Source organism: Litoreibacter sp. (assembly GCF_039974535.1).
In the GTDB taxonomy this organism is placed as follows: Bacteria; Pseudomonadota; Alphaproteobacteria; order Rhodobacterales; family Rhodobacteraceae; genus Litoreibacter.
Genome location: NZ_JBDWIU010000010.1, coordinates 389,367 through 406,612, shown reverse-complemented (window position 1 = coordinate 406,612; position 17,246 = coordinate 389,367). Strand labels below are relative to the sequence as shown.

The following is a 17,246-nucleotide window of genomic DNA, read 5'->3' as shown; positions in this document are numbered from 1 at the left end:
CCAGCCCCTTCAGACAGACACACGCACGCCGATGTCTCTGGCCGGATCAATCCAAAGCACATTTGGGCGTCACGTCAGTCTATGCTTTCAGTCTCGACTATCTGGTTCACAGGTAGACGCACGAAGTCTTCAAGCCGATCCAGATACCCGACGAACTCTTTGATTTCTGTTTGTGTAAAAGCATCGCTCAACGCAGCGCGGCGTCTGCCCATTATTGGCGCGGCAAGATGATACGCATCGCGACCCTTGTCCGTCAGCGTCACAATCGTTTGCCGCCCGTCTTGTTCAGCTTGGCACATGAACACCAGTCCCTTTTGGCGCATCTGGGGCAACGCCCGACTAAACAAGGAATGATCGGCGCGTTGGGTTGATGCAAGATCGCTGATTGTCATGGGACCAATCTCGTGCAAGTCCCAAAGGGTCCGCCATTCGACAATCGAAAGACCCCCGCCCGTTTGCAACAAGCCCTGAGCCTGTTTGCGAGAGGCCGCATATATTGTAGCAAGCCGCGCAAACAAATTGGTGTCTTCTCTGTCGATCCGGGCCTTTATCCGATCAACATCACGTTCCTGATCGTCGATCATGCGCGTCCTCCTTGTTTCCGATAAGACCTGAGAAATTATTACGTGACAAGTCATATAATTTCTGCAAACCTCATCTTAAGCCTTCGAAATGGGGGCATTTGCCCTTGGAGGAGGGCAGATCATCAGGGAGGATGATATGATCAAATCAATGCTAATGGGCGGGGCAATTGCCCTTGCACCAGCACTTGCTTTCGCACAAGCCACACTGACGTCAGAGACAACTTCGCCGGGTTCAACGCCGCACTACATCGATACGACCTTGGCGGCTGTTTTGGACAGCGCAGGTGTCGCCAAGATGCAAATCACCGAAGGTGCGACGCTGACGAACTCTGTTCAAGCTGTCGCCGAAGGGCAGCTAGATATGGCACCGGCAGCCTTGATCTTACCGTTTCTGTTGTCACGGGGCATCGGCCCATACAGTGGCATCGGCCCCGAGAAAGGCGCCGAGCTGGCCAGCAACATACGTGTCCTCTTTTTTAATGCTGGCGCTGCGCAATTGTTTGGGCATTACAACAGCAACCCCATCGACGACATCCGCGATTTGGCCGGAAAACGCATCTGGAACGGTCCGCCACGCGGGGCTGCACTAACGTCAGGGCGCGCCATGATTCAACTGCTGTCCGGCGAAAAGGACGGCGAAGGCTATGAGGGCGTTCAAAACCCGTGGCCTGACACAGTTTCCGCCATCACGGGCGGCGGTGTAGATGCATGGACAATGCCCGAAGGCTTGCCATCTGGCCGCGAAATCGCGATTGCGGCGGCGGGTGGCATTACGCTCTATGATGTCCCGTCCGACTTGCTTGCCAGCGAATTGGGGCAGCAAATCCTCGGCGCGCCAGGCCATGCGCCCTACTCCGTCCCCGTCGATGAATTCCGCGCAGCTTACGCGGGCAATGACATTACGGTTGTCACGGATGACGACTCGTTCGACACCTTTGCCTTGGCCTTTGGCCAAATCGTCACGGCAACAATGGAAGAAGATCTCGCCTATAATATCACCAAGGCCTACCTAGAAGCCGAGGATCGCTTTCTAACGGGGTCGCCGCGCGGGCCATACCTTGGCCTAAGCTTTGGTGACATCGATGGCGCCGCCCAAGGCGTCTGCGGTTCCGTTCAGGTGAAAATGCACGAAGGCGCGATCCGTGCCTTTGAGGAAGCTGGTCACACTATCGCGGACTGCCTGCGCCCGTAACGCAACTTTCCATGCGAGGCTGGTCTTTCCCAGCCTCGCGTAAGGGGCCTTTTCATGTCAGACACACACGCAAACAAAGGCATCGGCCGAACTTGGGCGATTGCCTTGGGTTTTCTTCTTGTCGTGGTTGGCATGCTCAATACGATGCCGGAAATCCCCGGCTTGCAGGACGCTGCTCGGGCCCTCACGGGGCAACCTTTCTTACGGGTTTCGAGCTTCCCGCCTGAATTCTTCTACCCCCCTGTTTTTCTGTTAATGATGCTGATCGTCGCCCTTGATGCCAGCGTGTATCGAGCGTGGAAGGTCAGCCGTCCGTCCTTGGCTTGGTTGGGTTTGCTTTTGGATGCAGGCCTGATCTTTGCTGCGTTTTTGGCCTCGTTTGGATATTTGGTCGAGGTCGATTCAGTCTGTCTGATTGACCAATTCACCGGCGAGCGGGCACGTTTGATAGCAGAAGCGGCGGAACGGTCAGCAGGCGTGATCCCCGGCATATCATTTGATGCAGAAGTTCCCGCGTGTCAGGGGCGGTTCGGGATTTTGATTATCCCACTGCTGTTCACAATTATCACCCTATTCTTCCTATATAACGTCAGAGTTTGGGGCGTTCCATTGGTCGCCGTGGCCAGCGTTGTGGTGATCTATACGGTCGGTACGGCACTGATCTGGGTCTATGACCTAAGCGACAACAGCTTCTTGCTGACCAAGCTGGGGGCAGATGGCGGCGATATACAGGCGGCAGCGATCCAGAAAGCCACGAATGTGTTCATCACGCCAGATGGGTTCATGGGCCGGTTTATGGATATCGTCGTCAATCAAGTCTTTCCCTATGTGATTTTGGGGGCGTTGTTCGGCACCTCGGCTGGCGGCACATCATTGATCAAACTGGCCGTGCGCCTGACCCGCAACTTACGCGGTGGGCCAGCCCATGCGGCGATTGTGTCCTCTGCAATGTTCGGCACAATCACTGGCGGGCCGGTCACCAATGTTCTTTCAACGGGGCGCCTGACGATCCCAATGATGAAACGCAACGGGTTTTCCCCACAATTTGCAGGCGGGGTTGAGGCCGCGGCGTCCTCTGGTGGGCAGATCATGCCACCCGTAATGGGTGTTGCAGCTTTCGTTCTGGTTGCCCTGACAGCGGTGCCCTACACCAAGGTCATCACGGCGGCATTCCTGCCCGCGATGTTCTTTTTCTTCTCGATTTTCCTTGCGGTGATGTTCCAAGCTCGGCGTGAAAAGGTCGAAGCCATGCGCGAAATTCCAGACGATCTGGTGATGTTTCGCCAAGACTGGTTGAACCTCATCATCATCTTCGTGCCGATCATGACCATCCTGTTCTTGCTGCTGGGGAACAAAGACGTTGTCAGCGCAGGCTGGCTATCCAACATCTTGCCCGACTTTGTGACGCGAACCATCGTCAATTCGACCGGTGATGCGACATCCGCGGGATGGTGGGCCGTCATCGTCCTATTGCCGCTTTTATTCCTAGATCCCGAAACCCGGGTGAAACCGTCTAAAATTATCGTCTCGCTGGCGGACGGTGGCATCTTGATCTCACGACTGTTCCTGCTTTTGTTTGCAGTCTCAATCATCTCGGCGTTTCTGAATGAAAGCGGCCTGACCGGAGAACTCACACGCGCTGTCACCTCATGGCTGGAAACCGCAAACGTGTTGCGGATCTTGGGCTTTGAAATCCCGATTGTCGGCGGTGTCTACCTGATGCTCGCCCTGACCTGTGCCATGTTCTGCGCCATTTTGCTTGGAATGGGGATGCCGACTGTCCCTGCATATGTGAATGTGGCGTTGCTGTTAGGACCACTTTTGGCAAGCCTTGGTGTCAGCTTCTTTACCGCTCATATGTTTGTCTTTTACTTCGCCGTCGCGTCGGCGATTACGCCTCCTGTGGCCATCGCAGCCTTTGCCGCCGCCTCGATCACGAAAACCGAACCGATGCGGACGGCCTTTGCCGCCGTGCGCGTTGGGATCGTGATGTTCACGATCCCATTTGTTTTCGCATGGTATCCAGAACTGTTGCTCATTGAAGAGGCCGTCACGATCACCGACGCCTCAGGCCGCAGCACACTGATTGAAGGATATACCGGCACTGTGGATTGGATTGCCTTGACCCTTTTAAGCCTTCGCTTGATCCTCGCGCTCTACTTGATGGCTTCAGCTCTTGCCTACTTCGACCGTGCCCCTTTAAAGCGATGGGAAGTCGCCCTCAGGCTGCTCGCAGCAGTACTGTTGTTGTGGAAAACCGCAATGCTGATGTGGGTCGGTCTTGGGTTGGCCGCCATATTGCTAGGGCGACATTCCATAACGGCACGCGCCGCTGAAACCCAGCCAAACGCTGAAATTCCTCCATCATAAGTTCTTCAAAGGAAGACTTTCGCGGCAGCCGAAGATTGACAAGCTCGGCTTTGAGCCGGCCTCGGGTGCGGCGCGGCATCTACCAAATCACGGCATTGGCACTCGTCACTCACGGCCCATTGCTGATGAGGTGGATGAGGCTGTGGTCGCTTTAGGTCTCTAGCGAGCAGAGATCTACGGCGTGCAACAACGCTCATCGCTATGGCTCTATATCCGGATCATGATGTATCTTGGAAGCAAATTTGACCAAGACCCGATGCTGCCGTGGGCCGCGAACAGGCCCGTGAATATATCCTCTATTCCCCGAAAAGGAGAACTCCATGGATTACATTGATTTCGCACACCAAGAATGCCCGCCAGCATTTACGCAAAGCGTCACACAAGTAGTGCGCGGATCCAAATCCACCGATGAAACTCTTACCTTCTCGGGCAGCACTCACACCACCTTGCGCCTTAGGCATCGTCGGCCACCTTGGCGAGTCCATGACGGCCTCCAGAAGTACCCCGTTCAAAAGCAACTTCATCTTTCTTGCACGACGTTACCACGGCGATTTCAAACGTATGGACGCGAAGACCTATGAAAACCTGCAAAGGGTCATTGGACGCGCAATTGGAGCAATTCTTGACGACATAACGGTTTCTCAACGGCGTGGGGGAATGCTGGATGTTCTCATGCTCTATCGCATCAACTTGCTCGTTCCGATCAGCAAACGAGTTGATTACGTTAGCCTCACCCAGAAGGGCTTTCTCGCTGATTGGCAGTTTAACGAATACGCGACCTGTATGGGGGATGCGGACGCGCAACTCCGTTTGGCGCAAGTCCTTGAAAAGAGTGGACCTCAAGACCTCAGATTAATCTTCACCGACCAACGCGGGAAAATCGAGCGCGGTAGCGCATGTATGCCAGAGCGCCTGATATCAAACCTTGCCCGCCCCTATCTGCGCGACGCGCGTCCAATCCAAGACGTCGATGGCGGTGGTCCGCCTGTCAGCACCTACGCAAAAGAGCTTCTGGACGCACTTTAATCTCAAAGCGCAGCCCAGAAGCGTTACTTTCGATAAACTAGATGCGCCGTTCGAAGTGTGGTGTTGTCGGCACGCGTCCTACTCCAGCACCAGACCGCTCGCTAATTCCCGAATTTTGGCGCTCCGCACAGTTAACACGTTGCCGTTGCAGAAATCGAATATCACTTCGTCACCCACCTGCTCAGCCTAATCGAAGGCGTCCTGGTCGGACTTGAATGTGAAGTTCTCCAACTCGATCAGAACCGGCACGTCAAGCATATCAAGTTGGTCGCAAGTCACACAAAAATCGTTCAATACGACAAGCGTGGTTATTACACACGCAGCAACCGTATCGAACGCATGTTTGGTAGGCTCAAGGACTGGCGGCGCGTCACACCCCGCCAATACAGGCGTCCAAAGGTGTTTCTCTCAACAATTGCCCTCGTTGCAACAATCATATCTTGGTTGTAAGTTCTGAATCTAGGGCAGAAATCGTGCCTCCATCACAACATGTTTGCTCTATTTAAGCACATCGAGAAAAGTGCTGGCATCATTGTCGTAACCTATCTTGCGAGACAGTTCCGCGCTTCGCTTTAGCCACCTAACCGAAACAATATCGAGCATTTCATGTGAGAAATTGATGTCTTGTTTTAATTTCGGCCGCGAATTCCGTTTTGAGATAGAACTCCGGCTCACTTCGATATTAAAGTGGTGATTGAGCTTTTCATCGTCTTCAGGCCGATCAATCCTAAATATAAATTCAGGTTTTTTTGTTAAGCAAAGCTCGTACCACAAAGTCATACCTGCAAGTGCAACAGAGATTTCGTTTTGGGGAACATCTTTACCGTTAGTAATGTCGATACCGTAATAATTCATCAAGATATCGCGGCGAAACTTAAGAGACCCTTCTACCCTGTTTTCTGCCATCACAGAAGGAATTGCTGCAACCATGGATCTTACGGCACAGAATACGTAATCGGTATCTTTCAGTGGGCGATGATGTCCATTTCCCCAAGGTGTGACACTTCTTTCGCTAACGGATAACCACGAGACATTTCCATCGGCATGACGCCGTTCATGACCTATTTTCAACCCCGCCGCAGATAGCAAGTAACTTGTAAAACCGGTGCCGCATCTAGGATGCCCCAGTCCAATAATTTTTCTCGATTTTTCGATCATAGTTTGAATTACCTATCTTAAGGTTTTCCCTTTATCAAAGCAGAAATATCAACCCTTATTGCTACCTCGTGTAACTCTATAAGACTTCCCACATGACAGCGCCAGCAGATCCCCGTGCCTTCTGTAGTCACTCGAGGACTGTTGCGTTAAATTGGTAAGTGCTTATTTCCATTGGGGCATGGGGTCAACATGCGTAGAAAACAGCCAGTCAAACATCATCGCTTTCCGGCATCGATCAATTTGTCAGCCGTACGAATGTATCTTCGGTACCCGTTTTCTGTGAGCTGACGCGCCCCTAGATTTGTAGACGCTTTGTTTGGTAATTTTGGAACCAAGGAGAGACGGATATGAACAAGGGCATTCGGTTTACGGATGCGTATAAACAGGACGCTGTAGCGAAGTTTTTTGAACGTGGTTGCCTTGTCAGCGAAGTCGCTGAGCGGTTGGGTCTCAGCACCAAGTCGCTGTACACTTAGAAGACGCAATTTGCGAAGTCACCTCGTGTGCGATCATAGATTGCGGAACTAGTTACTGAGAGCAAGCGGTTAAAGCACGAGTTGGACCGCGTAGCCGAGTACTGCACCATTCTAAAAAAGGCGACCGCGTACTTCGCGCGAGAGTCTCAGTGAGATACGCGTTTATTGAGGCTCACCAAAGTTTTCTGTCCACTCGATGTGCCGCGTGCTGGCTGTGCCATTTCAGCGGTTTCTATGCATAGCTTAAAGAACCGTTAAGCCAATATGCGCTTGAAGATGCGCCAAACTGAACTCATCCTGCAGGCCTGGCCGGCAGGGGCAAAGTCTATGGATATCGCAAAATGGCAGATGATCTACGTGATCAAGACGAAACCTGCTCTGAGAACGGTGTGGCGCGCTTGGCATGCTTGTCAGATCGGATACAAACGCCGACTTGGACGGTATGGTGGCAAGGCATCGGTTTTCGCGGATAGCACATTAGGTCGGCAGTTCGAAGTTGATGCCCCTAACCGTGTTTGGGTAATCGACATTACCTACATCAGGTCCCATGAAGATTGGCCGCCTCTCGCAGGGTTATCGACCTGTTCTCACGGCGTGTCGTAGGCTGGTCGATGCCATGACAACGCAGTCGCCGAGAGCTTCTTTCATCTACTGAAACGGGAGCGCATCAGGCGGCGGACATACACCAATCGCAACACCGCAAGGCAAGACGTGTTCGATTACATCGAGATGTTTTACAACCCAACACGCAAGCACATCAAAAACGGTATGCAGTCGCCAGTTGATTACGAAATGAAACAGCAGAAAGGGAACGAGGCAGGTGTCTAGGAAAATGGGGACACCTCTCGCCTTCGGGTGCGGTCTGCATCGCACCTACGTCAATGGTGTTGAACGAGGCGTTCGCAATCCGATTGTACTGGTACTTGAGAAACTGGCAACGCCACTGGGAATTACACCGGCTTTGTTGCTGGAAGTAGAGCCGTGAGCGGCCCTAAGCGGACGTTTAGGTAACAAGAGAAAATCCAACTTTGAGCGACAGAGGGCTTTGGCTTGAGAGCAGAGCCCTCTGTCACTTTCACGGACAGTATCTTTAACCAACCGGCGCGTTATCATCGCGTTTGATCGCGACGATGCTGGAGCGAGCGAGTTTGCCCTCACCGTCAGGGAAAGGGGCATCGGGGTGCTGAATGCCAACAAACATCGTCCGGCGATCTGATGACCATGTCAGGCCAGTCACTTCCGCTCCATTAGGGGCGGTCAAAAACCGTTCTATTTGTCCGGTCACTGGGTCCCCGGCAAGCATTTGATTGTTGCCCATACCAACAAAATCGCCTTCGTTCTTGTCGTCGCCATCTGTCTGGATCCACAACAAGCCGGTGCTGTCAAACATCATGCCATCTGGGGAATTGAACAGATTGCCAGCATTGATGTTGTCTGATCCGGCATAAGTGTCGTTGTGCACGGAGGGGTTGCCCGCCATGACATAAAGATCCCAAGTGAAACCAGCAGATGTATGGTCGTCATTTTCGGGCTTCCAACGTACGATTTGGCCATACTTATTGGCCTCACGCGGGTTCGGGCCTTGTACCGGTGTTTCATCTCCACCTGCGTTGGTTTTAAGTCCCCGGTTTTTGTTGTTGGTTAGCGCGCAATAGCATTCAACAGCATGTGGGTTTACTGCAACCCATTCTGGCCGATCCATGGTTGTTGCGCCCACCTTAGAGCCCGCTTTGCGACTGAAAATCGCTATCTCAGCGGCGGTCATGCCTGTCGCTTCTGGTGTCAAAGCAATCCATTCACCAGTGAGGTCATCATTGAACTTTGCCACATAGAGTTGACCGTCATCAAGCAAACTGCTGGTGTCACCACCGGGCGTGTAGAGGCCGTGCGAGATGTACTTATACATGAACTCACCGCGCTCGTCGTCGCCCATGTAAACAACGACTTGACCATTGGGCGCAAGCGTAACGGCTGCATTCTCGTGTTTGAAGCGGCCCAATGCTGTGCGTTTGATCGGCGTGGATTTAGGGTTAGCTGGATCGATTTCGACAATGTAGCCAAAGCGATGCGGCTCATTTGGATTTTCTGACACATCAAAACGCGCATCGAACTTTTCATAGGCATAGCGCCCTTCCAATCCGATACCATACCGCGCGTAGTCTGCCGGCTTTTCAAAGGTCTCGTCTGTTGATCCAAAGTAACCGTTGAAGTTCTCTTCACAGGTCAAATATGTGCCCCATGGTGTTTTCCCCGCACCACAATTGTTCATTGTGCCCAGCACCGTGCGCCCCGTTGGATCTGCGGATGTCATTAACAAATCATGGCCTGCAGCAGGTCCCGTAATCTTCATCGGCGTGTTATGCGTGATGCGGCGATTAAGCGGGCTGTCCACAACGATGTCCCAACCGCTGTTGCCTTCGATGACTTCCATCACCGTCACGCCTTGCAAATTTTGCAGCTTCATCACGTCATTTGCCGAAATCGGAACCCCATCTTTTGTGTGGGGCAAGTTCAGTTTCGGGTTGGCATATTCATTGTTTACCGCGATCACTTGACGGCTTCCGACGGAAAACAATTCCATCCCGTCAGTGTTCTCGCCAAAGACACGGTTTGAGGATGCTACATCACCGCCGGTCGTGTGATCAAATTCTGCCGCATCCGAAAAGAGGGGCTGACCCCATTTTGAGACGACACGCCAGTTGTATCCGTCAGGAACATGGATTGTCGCATCTGTTGAGGTGGGGATCGGCGTAAAACCAATACGGCTGATGACTTGCGCCTGCGCGGCGCTTGAATTCAAAAGGCCCGTTCCCATAACCGCAGCACCTGACCCAAAGGCCAATACACGACCTATAAATCCACGTCGGTTCATCGCTGAATCAACCACGTCGTCGAAGCCGTTCGTCTCAGCGCGTGGGCTTTGTAGCTCGTCCCAATCGTCCCATGACAAGTGCGAAGTGTCGTCTTTCATTTTGCTTGCTCCTGCTAGCATTTCACTGCCGTGAAGAGGTAGGTGGAAAACCAAACAGAAAGATGATGCTTTTGTAATAGTTTGATGACAATTGCATAGCTTTACGCGTGCTCTATCTCCAGCTTTGGGTCAGAGCGCAGCGAATGTCTCGTATCCGCCAACAAAACCGAGGAACTCCATGCATCTAAAATAGAAGCAATCAATGGAGTAACTCATGCCTTACCGACTTCTATTTTCCCTCGCCCGATCCTCATTGCGACTCCGACCCAAGAGTGAGTTGGAGGCGCTGTTCGTGCTATTGATGTTCGCCGCCCGTCACTGGCGGCAGCGATGAAGGGGCTGGAACCGGGTGTCACCGTGACCATCAGTGCTTTCGACGACGTCCCTGAACACCTCTTCTTGGTCCACACCGTCGAAGAAGACTGCGTAACCGGAGTAGCACTCACGGGCCCTCTCGAGGGTGCATACGGCGAACCCCCGATCGAACTTATCCGCTCGATCCAGACCTAACACCAACACCCACCACATTCCCGAAACATTAACTGGAGCTCGGCTCCGGAAGGATGACTCATGTCTAATCGTATTCGTTACGCCTACCAGAAACAGCAAACATGGCTCTATCGCCGCAACTACCCCAAGGACGTGGCGTTGGTCCTTGGCGTCGCAGCCCTCAAACAAAGCCTGAAGACCAGTGATCCCAGAGTCGCTAGTGCTAGGGCAGCGGAGGTAAACACCCTCTACGAGGCAACCGTGGAACAGGCCCGGCTTGGGGTGAAGGTGAGACTAACCGACCCCGCGTGGGCCACCTCCCCAGCTGATGCCCTCGCTAACCTGCGTAGCACTCTCGACACCTCTGGAGGGGCCTCGTTCCCTGCACGAGGGAGAAGGCCAGTGCCGACGGTGTTCGCGCTGTCCCGTGAGTACCTCCGGCGTCGTGGGGAGGAGCTTCGCCCCGGCGGGTACAAGAGCGTCCGCTATTCAGTCGATTTGTTCAGCACCAAGTTCCCCGATCGCCCCGTGACCTCGTTCACAAGGGAGGATGTAGTTTGTTAGACGGGCTTCGTGTAAACTTACGCAATTGCGGGTTATCTAAATGGCTGGTCATCTCATCTAGCCCAGAAATATCTTCAAGTGGAAACCCCAACGATCCGGCACAGCGTTTCGTGCCTCGGCTATCGCACTCTCAAATCCCACACTCTTGATAGTACCCTGTTGAATTTACACTGGTCTTGAGCGGGCTGCGAGGTATTGAACGCTAAAGATCTCGCCCTCCAACAGCAAACGTCAAGCGAAGAACCTCTGCTGTTTGTCGTCGAAAACAAAAGATTTCTCATCTTCAAAATCCAGTTCAACAGATTGTCCAACTGCGGTTTCGTTTTGCCCGAATAAACGCACGGTCACGGCTTCATCTTCATCTGTTTTCACCATCAAATTGGTATCGCCGCCTAAGCGTTCGACGTGCGAAACCACCCCTTTAATGCGTCCTTTTTCTGTTAGGGAAAGGTATTCTGGACGAATTCCAATAGCGCCACCTTCAGGAACGTTGAGTGGCGCTCTTTCCAAGAAATTCATCGCGGGCGACCCCAAGAAGCCGGCAACGAAACGATTGGCGGGATTGTTATAAAGCTCCATTGGAGAGCCGACCTGTTCAACACATCCATCCCGAAGCACAACGATTTTATCAGCAAGGGTCATGGCTTCGGTCTGGTCGTGTGTAACATAGATCATCGACGCGCTAAGGTTGCGGTGCAATTCGGCGATTTCGATGCGCGTATTCATGCGCAATGCGGCATCAAGGTTGGACAGGGGTTCGTCAAACAAGAAGAGCTTTGGTTCACGAACAATCGCCCGACCAATCGCCACACGTTGCCGCTGACCACCAGATAAATCAGACGGTAAACGATCCACATAAGGCGCAAGATCCAGCATCTGGATCGCTTTTCCGACACGTTCGTCGATAAGGGCTTTGGGCTGTTTTTCTTGCTTCAAACCAAGGCCCATATTGTCACGTACGCTGAGGTGTGGGTAAAGTGCATAAGATTGAAAAACCATTGCAATTCCGCGCTTTGCCGGCGGCACCACATTGACCACATCGTCGTCAATCATAACCGTGCCGGTTGTCGCATCTTCCAGCCCTGCGATCACACGCAGCAGCGTAGATTTACCACAGCCTGACGGCCCAACGAAAACAACAAACTCACCATCCTCGACTGTGAGGTTGATATCTTTAAGCACCTCAACAGACCCAAAGGATTTGCCGACATTGGAAAGGGTTAGGGCAGTCATCGGATGTCTCCTAGGTCTACGGGTTGGCCTGTGCGGATGCTTTCATCCGCAGCCATACAAATCGCAAGTGATTGGATTGCGTCAGTCATGTGCCGTGTTAGGTCGATATCAGCACTGATAGAGTTCATCATGAAGGTTTGTTCTGCATCGCAGAGATCTTGGTGGCCGGGCTCGCCGGGCATTTCGATCAACCTGTCACCAGTCGGTTTATGGATCAAAATACCGCCCACTTTTGTATGCCCATCTACATCATCCGAGGCCCCTTTGTTGCTATCAACAATCGAGACAGATCCTGAGGAAGAGACCACGTCTTTCACGAAAAACGCAGTCTCTGACATCATTGGACCCCATCCGGCCTCATACCACCCGACCGATCCGTCATCGAACCAAACCTGAAGTTGGCCGTAATTATACATGTCAGGTGCTATTTCATCTGACAGCCGCAACCCCATTCCACTGACGCGCACGGGGGCAGCATCGGTGATCTGACACATGACATCCACATAATGGACCCCGCAATCTACGATTGGGCTGGTTGTTTTCATCAGGGCTTTATGGGTTTCCCATGTGGGCCCGTCAGATTGTTGGTTCAGGTTCATGCGAAACACATAGGGGCCACCCAGATCGCGGGCTTCGGTTATCAGGCGTTGCCAAGATGGATGGTGACGCAAGATATAGCCAACCACCAGTTTGCGCCCCAACCGTTTTGCTGTTTCGACTACGCGGATTGCATCCTCCAGGGTAGTCGCAAGCGGTTTTTCGACAAACACATCAGCGCCAGCTTCCATAGCAGAAATTGCATAATCTGCATGGCTGTCCGAGTAGGTCGCGATGCAAACCAGATCGGGTTTGGTTGCCAAGCCTTTTTCGAAAGAGTGAAACTGAGGATAAGTTTCCAACGCTTCTGGAAGCTCTCTATCAGATCGGTTTACCAAACCAACAATCTCGGCCTGTGGATGTGTGTGATAGGCTAACGCATGGCTGCGCCCCATATTCCCTAACCCCGCAACAAGAACCTTCATTTTACGGCTCCAGATGTGATGCCGCGGATCAATTGCCGTGAGAAGATCACGTAAAGCGCCATAACCGGTAGGATCGCAAGCGACAGTGCGGACAAGACGGCATTCCAATCTGTCACAAACTGTCCGATGAAGACTTGGCTGCCCAGGGTCAAGGTTTTCACCTCTTCCGCTGGGGCGAGGATCAGCGGGAACCAAAGGTCATTCCAGATCGGTATCATGTTAAAGACCGCCACAGTTGCCATTGCAGGGCGCACCAATGGTATGACCAACCGGAAAAAGATGCGGTATTCAGATAGGCCATCGATACGGCCAGCATCTTTCAAGTCATCACTAACCTGCCGCATAAACTCGGACAAGATGAACACAGCCAGTGGTAGGCCCTGGGCGGTGTAAACGAGGATCAACGCCCAAAGTGTATTCACAAGACCGGTCTGCACCATCATTTCAAGAATAGCGACGGTACCGATGCGAATTGGGATCATGATGCCAAGTGCCAGATACAGGCCCATCAACGTGTTCCCCTTGAACCGGTATTCCGCCAACGCAAAGGCAGCCATAGCCCCGAAAAGAAGGATAAAAAACAGCGACCCAACAGTTACGATCATCGAATTCTGAAAGTAGAGAAAGAAGTCCCCCTGCTTCAGCACAGTTTCATAACCGATGAGGGAAAAGCTCTCGGAACTTGGCAAGGCCAATGGTTCGCGGAAAATGGCCCGTCGGGTTTTGAAGCTGTTGATGACGATGACGAACACCGGAAACAACGCAATCAACGTATACAGGATCAATGCGCTGTGGGCAGCGATTGTATTGAAACGGTTTGAACGTGCGATAGCCATTAGAACTGGTACCTCCGCATGCGTGATTGAATACCGAACAGGTAAAGACAGACGCCGATTAAGATGATCCCGAACATGGCAGATGCAATGGCGGATCCCATGTGTGGATCGCCCAGTTGCAGCTGGAATCCAAAGAACGTGCGGTACATAAATGTGCCTAAGATATCCGTGCTGTAATCAGGGCCAGCCAGTGCGCCTTGGGCCGCATAGATCAAGTCAAACGCGTTGAAATTGGCGACGAATGTCAATATCGAAATTATACCGATTGACGGTAGGATGAGCGGCAGTTTGATCTTCCAGAACGCGGACAGACCTGTAATGCCTTCGACCTCGGCGGCTTCTAGGATTTCATCAGGGATGGACAAAAGTGCAGCGTAGATTAGCATCATTGGGATGCCAACGAATTGCCACACAGACACCAGTGACAGTGTGGTAAGGGCGTATTCTTCTTTGCCCAACCATGGTGCGTAAAGCGATTTTAGGCCAACAGCATCCAACATGCCGGGCGCGATGCCCCAGATCGGCGAGAGGATGAGTTTCCATGCAAAACCGACGATTACAAAGCTTAGGATCGTGGGGATGAAAATGGCCGAACGGTAGAAGGCGGAAAACTGCAACTTTGGATGACTGAGGATCGCGGCCAAGGCGATTCCGATCGGGTTTTGAACAAGCATGTGGATCACAAAGAACCAAAGGTTGTTCCCTAACGCATTCCAGAATTGGGTGGACCAAACACTATCACCAAACAATGTACGGAAATTTTGCAAACCGACATACACGCGGGATTGGTCAACTTCCGTAAACAACGACAGTCGAAGCGTGTTGAACAGCGGGTAGATCATGACCACCGTGTAAACAAAGACCGCAGGCGCCAGGAAAACGACGATGTGCCATCTAAATTTGGGGCGTAGATTTTTGTCAGACATTTGTCAGTCCTCATGTCTTCATAAATGGAGGCCAAAGCCCAAAGATAGACGACAGTCTAAATGGTAACTGGGTCAATTTGTACGGGATGTTTGTAGAGTCGTATCCCTGCCCCGGCGGAAGGAAACCGGAGCAGGTAAACATCAGCCTTACTGCTGTGGTACGTACCAGCTCGCGAGGCCTTCTTGCAGACGTGCACCTGCATCTTCTGGTGTTTCATCACCTTTGATCACAGCAACAGATGCATTCCATGTGTCTGTCTCGAGGTTTGGTGTGCCACGTGACAAGATCTGGTAGGTAGAGCGGATCGAGCTTTCGCACTCACCACGCCAAGAGATGAACTCTTGTGCCAATGGATCATCCAAGGTCACAGGTGCATCTGACAACGGGAAGAAGCCAGGCAAAGAGTTCGCAAAGATTGTTGCAAATTCAGTTGAACCAACCCAATTCAGGAATGTTTCAGCGGCTTCTTTGTTTGGTGTGGCAGCGTTCATGCCGATACCAATGTCAGTGTGGTCAGAGATATAGCAAGTATCACCCGCGTTCTGTACTGGTGGGTAAAATGCGCCCATTTCAAAGTCGGCCAAGTCGTTGAAACCAGAAATTTCCCAAGACCCCGTTGGGTATACCGCAGCGCGACCAAGTGTGAAGATGTTCTGGCTGTCTGGGTATGTTTGCGCTTCAAAACCGTCACCGAGGTATTCACCCCAACGCGCCAGTTGGCGGTATGGCGCAACCCAGCCTTCGTCTGTCAACGATTGTTCACCCGCGAGCAGTGCCAAACGGCCCTCTTCGCCCTTCCAGTAGTTTGGGCCAATGTTGTTATAGCCCATTGTTGCGGCTTCCCACTGGTCATTGGTGCCCATCGCCATTGGAATGTATGTGCCGTCTTCTTTGATCGCATCCAATGCGGCAAAGAACTCTGCTTCTGTTGTCGGCTCTTCAAGGCCCAACTCTGCGAAGGCGTCTTTGTTGTAGATAAAGCCGTGGATCACGGATGCCATCGGGACACAGAACTGAACAGATGCGTCATCTGTGCTCCAGCCGGATTTCGCAACGTCAGAGAAGCTTGCCATACCGTCAAGGTTGCTGATGTCTGCAAGATGACCTGCGTCATACAACGCCAAAGAGGCGTCAAATGGGCGACATGTGATGATGTCACCGGCAGAACCTGCATCCAGCTTGGAATTCAGAACCGCGTTGTATTCAGCTGGTGCAGACGGCGTGAAGTTTAACTTGATGCCAGGGTGTGTAGCTTCAAATGCCGGAATGATTTGTTCTTGCCAAATGGCCAGATCATCATTGCGCCAGCTTTCAATTGTCAGCGTAACGTCTTGCGCCGCCGCTGTGCCCGCGATGAGCATTGTTGCCAACATCGCGCCTATTGTTTTCGACTTAGTCATCTCTCTCTCCCATGTTGGATGATTTTTCGTGATTTCGTGGTCGTTCTTGCAAACATGGACCAAGATGGCCCGCATGTTGTAAAAGCAAGGCTTCAGCTTGTGCTTTACCGATGCCGGACCCGATCAAGATTGCGAGCTTCGTATTTCCATCAGCGAGCCCAAGTGCCGATTGGGCCGTCGCAATCGATGTATCGGAAATTTGCGCCACGATATTCGCGGCCCGTTTTTTCAGTTTAATGTTATCCGCGACAACGTTCACCATCTGGCCTTTGTAAACGTGCCCCAGAGCGATACCCATCATCGATGACATCGTGTTGAGCGCCACCTTTTGCGCAGTGCCAGCACCCAGACGGGTTGAGCCCGCAATGATCTCTGAGGGGGTTTCCAAACAAATCGGAATATCGGCAATGTTCAACAACTCCGTGTCAGGATTGTTAGCTACTCCGATCACAGTTGCCCCTTTGATCTTTGCTGTGCGAGCAACACCCAGCGCGTAAGGTGTTGTGCCGCTTGCGCTAAGCGCGATGACAACATCACACACACCAACATGTGCCAACGCCGCGTCAACCTCTGCAGTGCTGTCTTCTGTATCTCCGGGCATGCATCCATCGACCGGCACACCGCCCGCCATGAAAATGTGAATTAGATCTTGGGAAATGCCAAAGGTACCAGCAAGCTCAGAGCAATCGGCCAACGCCATCAAGCCTGAGCTTCCAGCTGCCACGTAGGTCAATGACCTCCCCGCACGAAGGGCCTCCGCCATGATGTCCGCCGCCTTTGTCAATTGTGGCCCTGCGGCAGCGACTGCGGCAATCGCCTTACGCTGGCCATCAATCAATACAGCACAGGCATCAAACGCCGAAAGTGCATCAATTGGTGTATTGGCCGATAATTTTTCTGTGACTGGTAGCAATTCCGAATCCCCCTAAACACGAAAGATACCTTTATAATACCTTTTGTCTACCATTTTATTTCCAGCCAAGGATTTCAGCCTAAAT

General features: G+C 52.3%; 14 protein-coding genes and 2 pseudogenes. 7 read left to right on the top strand and 9 right to left on the bottom strand.

The features are described 5' to 3' along the window. Positions 1-74 precede the first annotated feature (74 nt). Positions 75-584: a MarR family transcriptional regulator gene (locus ABJN86_RS09650; RefSeq protein ID WP_348366661.1), complete on the bottom strand. Its 510-nt coding sequence runs from the start codon at positions 582-584 to the stop codon at positions 75-77. A 136-nt stretch (positions 585-720) separates the two neighbouring features. Here ABJN86_RS09650 and ABJN86_RS09645 point away from each other — a divergent pair, with 136 nt between their 5' ends. From ABJN86_RS09645 to ABJN86_RS09630, 4 genes and pseudogenes are all read left to right on the top strand, one after another. Beyond that, complete coding sequence (locus ABJN86_RS09645; RefSeq protein ID WP_348366660.1) at positions 721-1,776, top strand: TAXI family TRAP transporter solute-binding subunit; 1,056 nt, start codon at positions 721-723, stop codon at positions 1,774-1,776. Between the two features lie 54 nt (positions 1,777-1,830). Further along, entirely contained in the window at positions 1,831-4,146 is a 2,316-nt protein-coding gene (locus tag ABJN86_RS09640; protein ID WP_348366658.1) for a TRAP transporter fused permease subunit, read from the top strand. Positions 4,147-4,554: 408 nt separating this feature from the next. After that, on the top strand, positions 4,555-5,172 hold the full coding sequence (locus ABJN86_RS09635; protein ID WP_348366656.1) for a hypothetical protein: 618 nt from the start codon (positions 4,555-4,557) through the stop codon (positions 5,170-5,172). A 282-nt stretch (positions 5,173-5,454) separates the two neighbouring features. Further along, positions 5,455-5,622 (top strand): annotated as a pseudogene (locus ABJN86_RS09630) (IS5/IS1182 family transposase); the annotation flags it as partial. Positions 5,623-5,670: 48 nt separating this feature from the next. Here ABJN86_RS09630 and ABJN86_RS09625 read toward each other — a convergent pair. Then, positions 5,671-6,330: a hypothetical protein gene (locus ABJN86_RS09625; RefSeq protein ID WP_348366654.1), complete on the bottom strand. Its 660-nt coding sequence runs from the start codon at positions 6,328-6,330 to the stop codon at positions 5,671-5,673. A gap of 347 nt (positions 6,331-6,677) precedes the next feature. Here ABJN86_RS09625 and ABJN86_RS09620 point away from each other — a divergent pair. Together ABJN86_RS09620 and ABJN86_RS09615 are read left to right on the top strand one after the other, a co-directional pair. Next, positions 6,678-7,634, top strand: a pseudogene (locus tag ABJN86_RS09620) (IS3 family transposase). Between the two features lie 4 nt (positions 7,635-7,638). Further along, entirely contained in the window at positions 7,639-7,791 is a 153-nt protein-coding gene (locus ABJN86_RS09615) for a helix-turn-helix transcriptional regulator (RefSeq protein WP_348366653.1), read from the top strand. Positions 7,792-7,896: 105 nt separating this feature from the next. Here the strand turns inward: ABJN86_RS09615 and ABJN86_RS09610 are convergent, their stop codons facing one another. Next, the gene (locus tag ABJN86_RS09610; protein ID WP_348366650.1) at positions 7,897-9,777 is read right to left on the bottom strand and encodes a PhoX family phosphatase; all 1,881 of its coding nucleotides are present in this window, start codon (positions 9,775-9,777) and stop codon (positions 7,897-7,899) included. A 330-nt stretch (positions 9,778-10,107) separates the two neighbouring features. Here ABJN86_RS09610 and ABJN86_RS09605 point away from each other — a divergent pair, with 330 nt between their 5' ends. After that, a complete protein-coding gene (locus ABJN86_RS09605) occupies positions 10,108-10,287 on the top strand; it encodes a hypothetical protein (RefSeq protein WP_348366648.1) in 180 nt (59 codons plus the stop codon). A gap of 774 nt (positions 10,288-11,061) precedes the next feature. On the opposite strand, the gene ABJN86_RS09600 is transcribed toward ABJN86_RS09605, so the two are convergent. The 6 genes from ABJN86_RS09600 to ABJN86_RS09575 form a co-directional block, all read right to left on the bottom strand. Next, positions 11,062-12,063 (bottom strand): ABC transporter ATP-binding protein, encoded by a 1,002-nt coding sequence (locus ABJN86_RS09600; protein ID WP_348366647.1) that lies wholly within the window; start codon positions 12,061-12,063, stop codon positions 11,062-11,064. Continuing rightward, positions 12,060-13,085: a Gfo/Idh/MocA family oxidoreductase gene (locus ABJN86_RS09595; protein ID WP_348366645.1), complete on the bottom strand. Its 1,026-nt coding sequence runs from the start codon at positions 13,083-13,085 to the stop codon at positions 12,060-12,062. Before ABJN86_RS09595 ends, ABJN86_RS09600 begins: the two co-directional genes overlap by 4 nt. Next, complete coding sequence (locus ABJN86_RS09590) at positions 13,082-13,921, bottom strand: carbohydrate ABC transporter permease (protein ID WP_348366643.1); 840 nt, start codon at positions 13,919-13,921, stop codon at positions 13,082-13,084. The genes ABJN86_RS09595 and ABJN86_RS09590 overlap by 4 nt, the downstream gene beginning before the upstream one ends. After that, the gene (locus tag ABJN86_RS09585; protein WP_348366642.1) at positions 13,921-14,847 is read right to left on the bottom strand and encodes a sugar ABC transporter permease; all 927 of its coding nucleotides are present in this window, start codon (positions 14,845-14,847) and stop codon (positions 13,921-13,923) included. The genes ABJN86_RS09590 and ABJN86_RS09585 overlap by 1 nt, the downstream gene beginning before the upstream one ends. A gap of 147 nt (positions 14,848-14,994) precedes the next feature. Beyond that, positions 14,995-16,248 carry an ABC transporter substrate-binding protein gene (locus tag ABJN86_RS09580; RefSeq protein ID WP_348366640.1) on the bottom strand — a complete coding sequence of 418 codons (1,254 nt, stop codon included), beginning with the start codon at positions 16,246-16,248 and terminating at the stop codon, positions 14,995-14,997. Next, entirely contained in the window at positions 16,241-17,161 is a 921-nt protein-coding gene (locus ABJN86_RS09575) for an N-acetylmuramic acid 6-phosphate etherase (RefSeq protein ID WP_348366638.1), read from the bottom strand. The genes ABJN86_RS09580 and ABJN86_RS09575 overlap by 8 nt, the downstream gene beginning before the upstream one ends. Between the last annotated feature and the right edge of the window lie 85 nt (positions 17,162-17,246).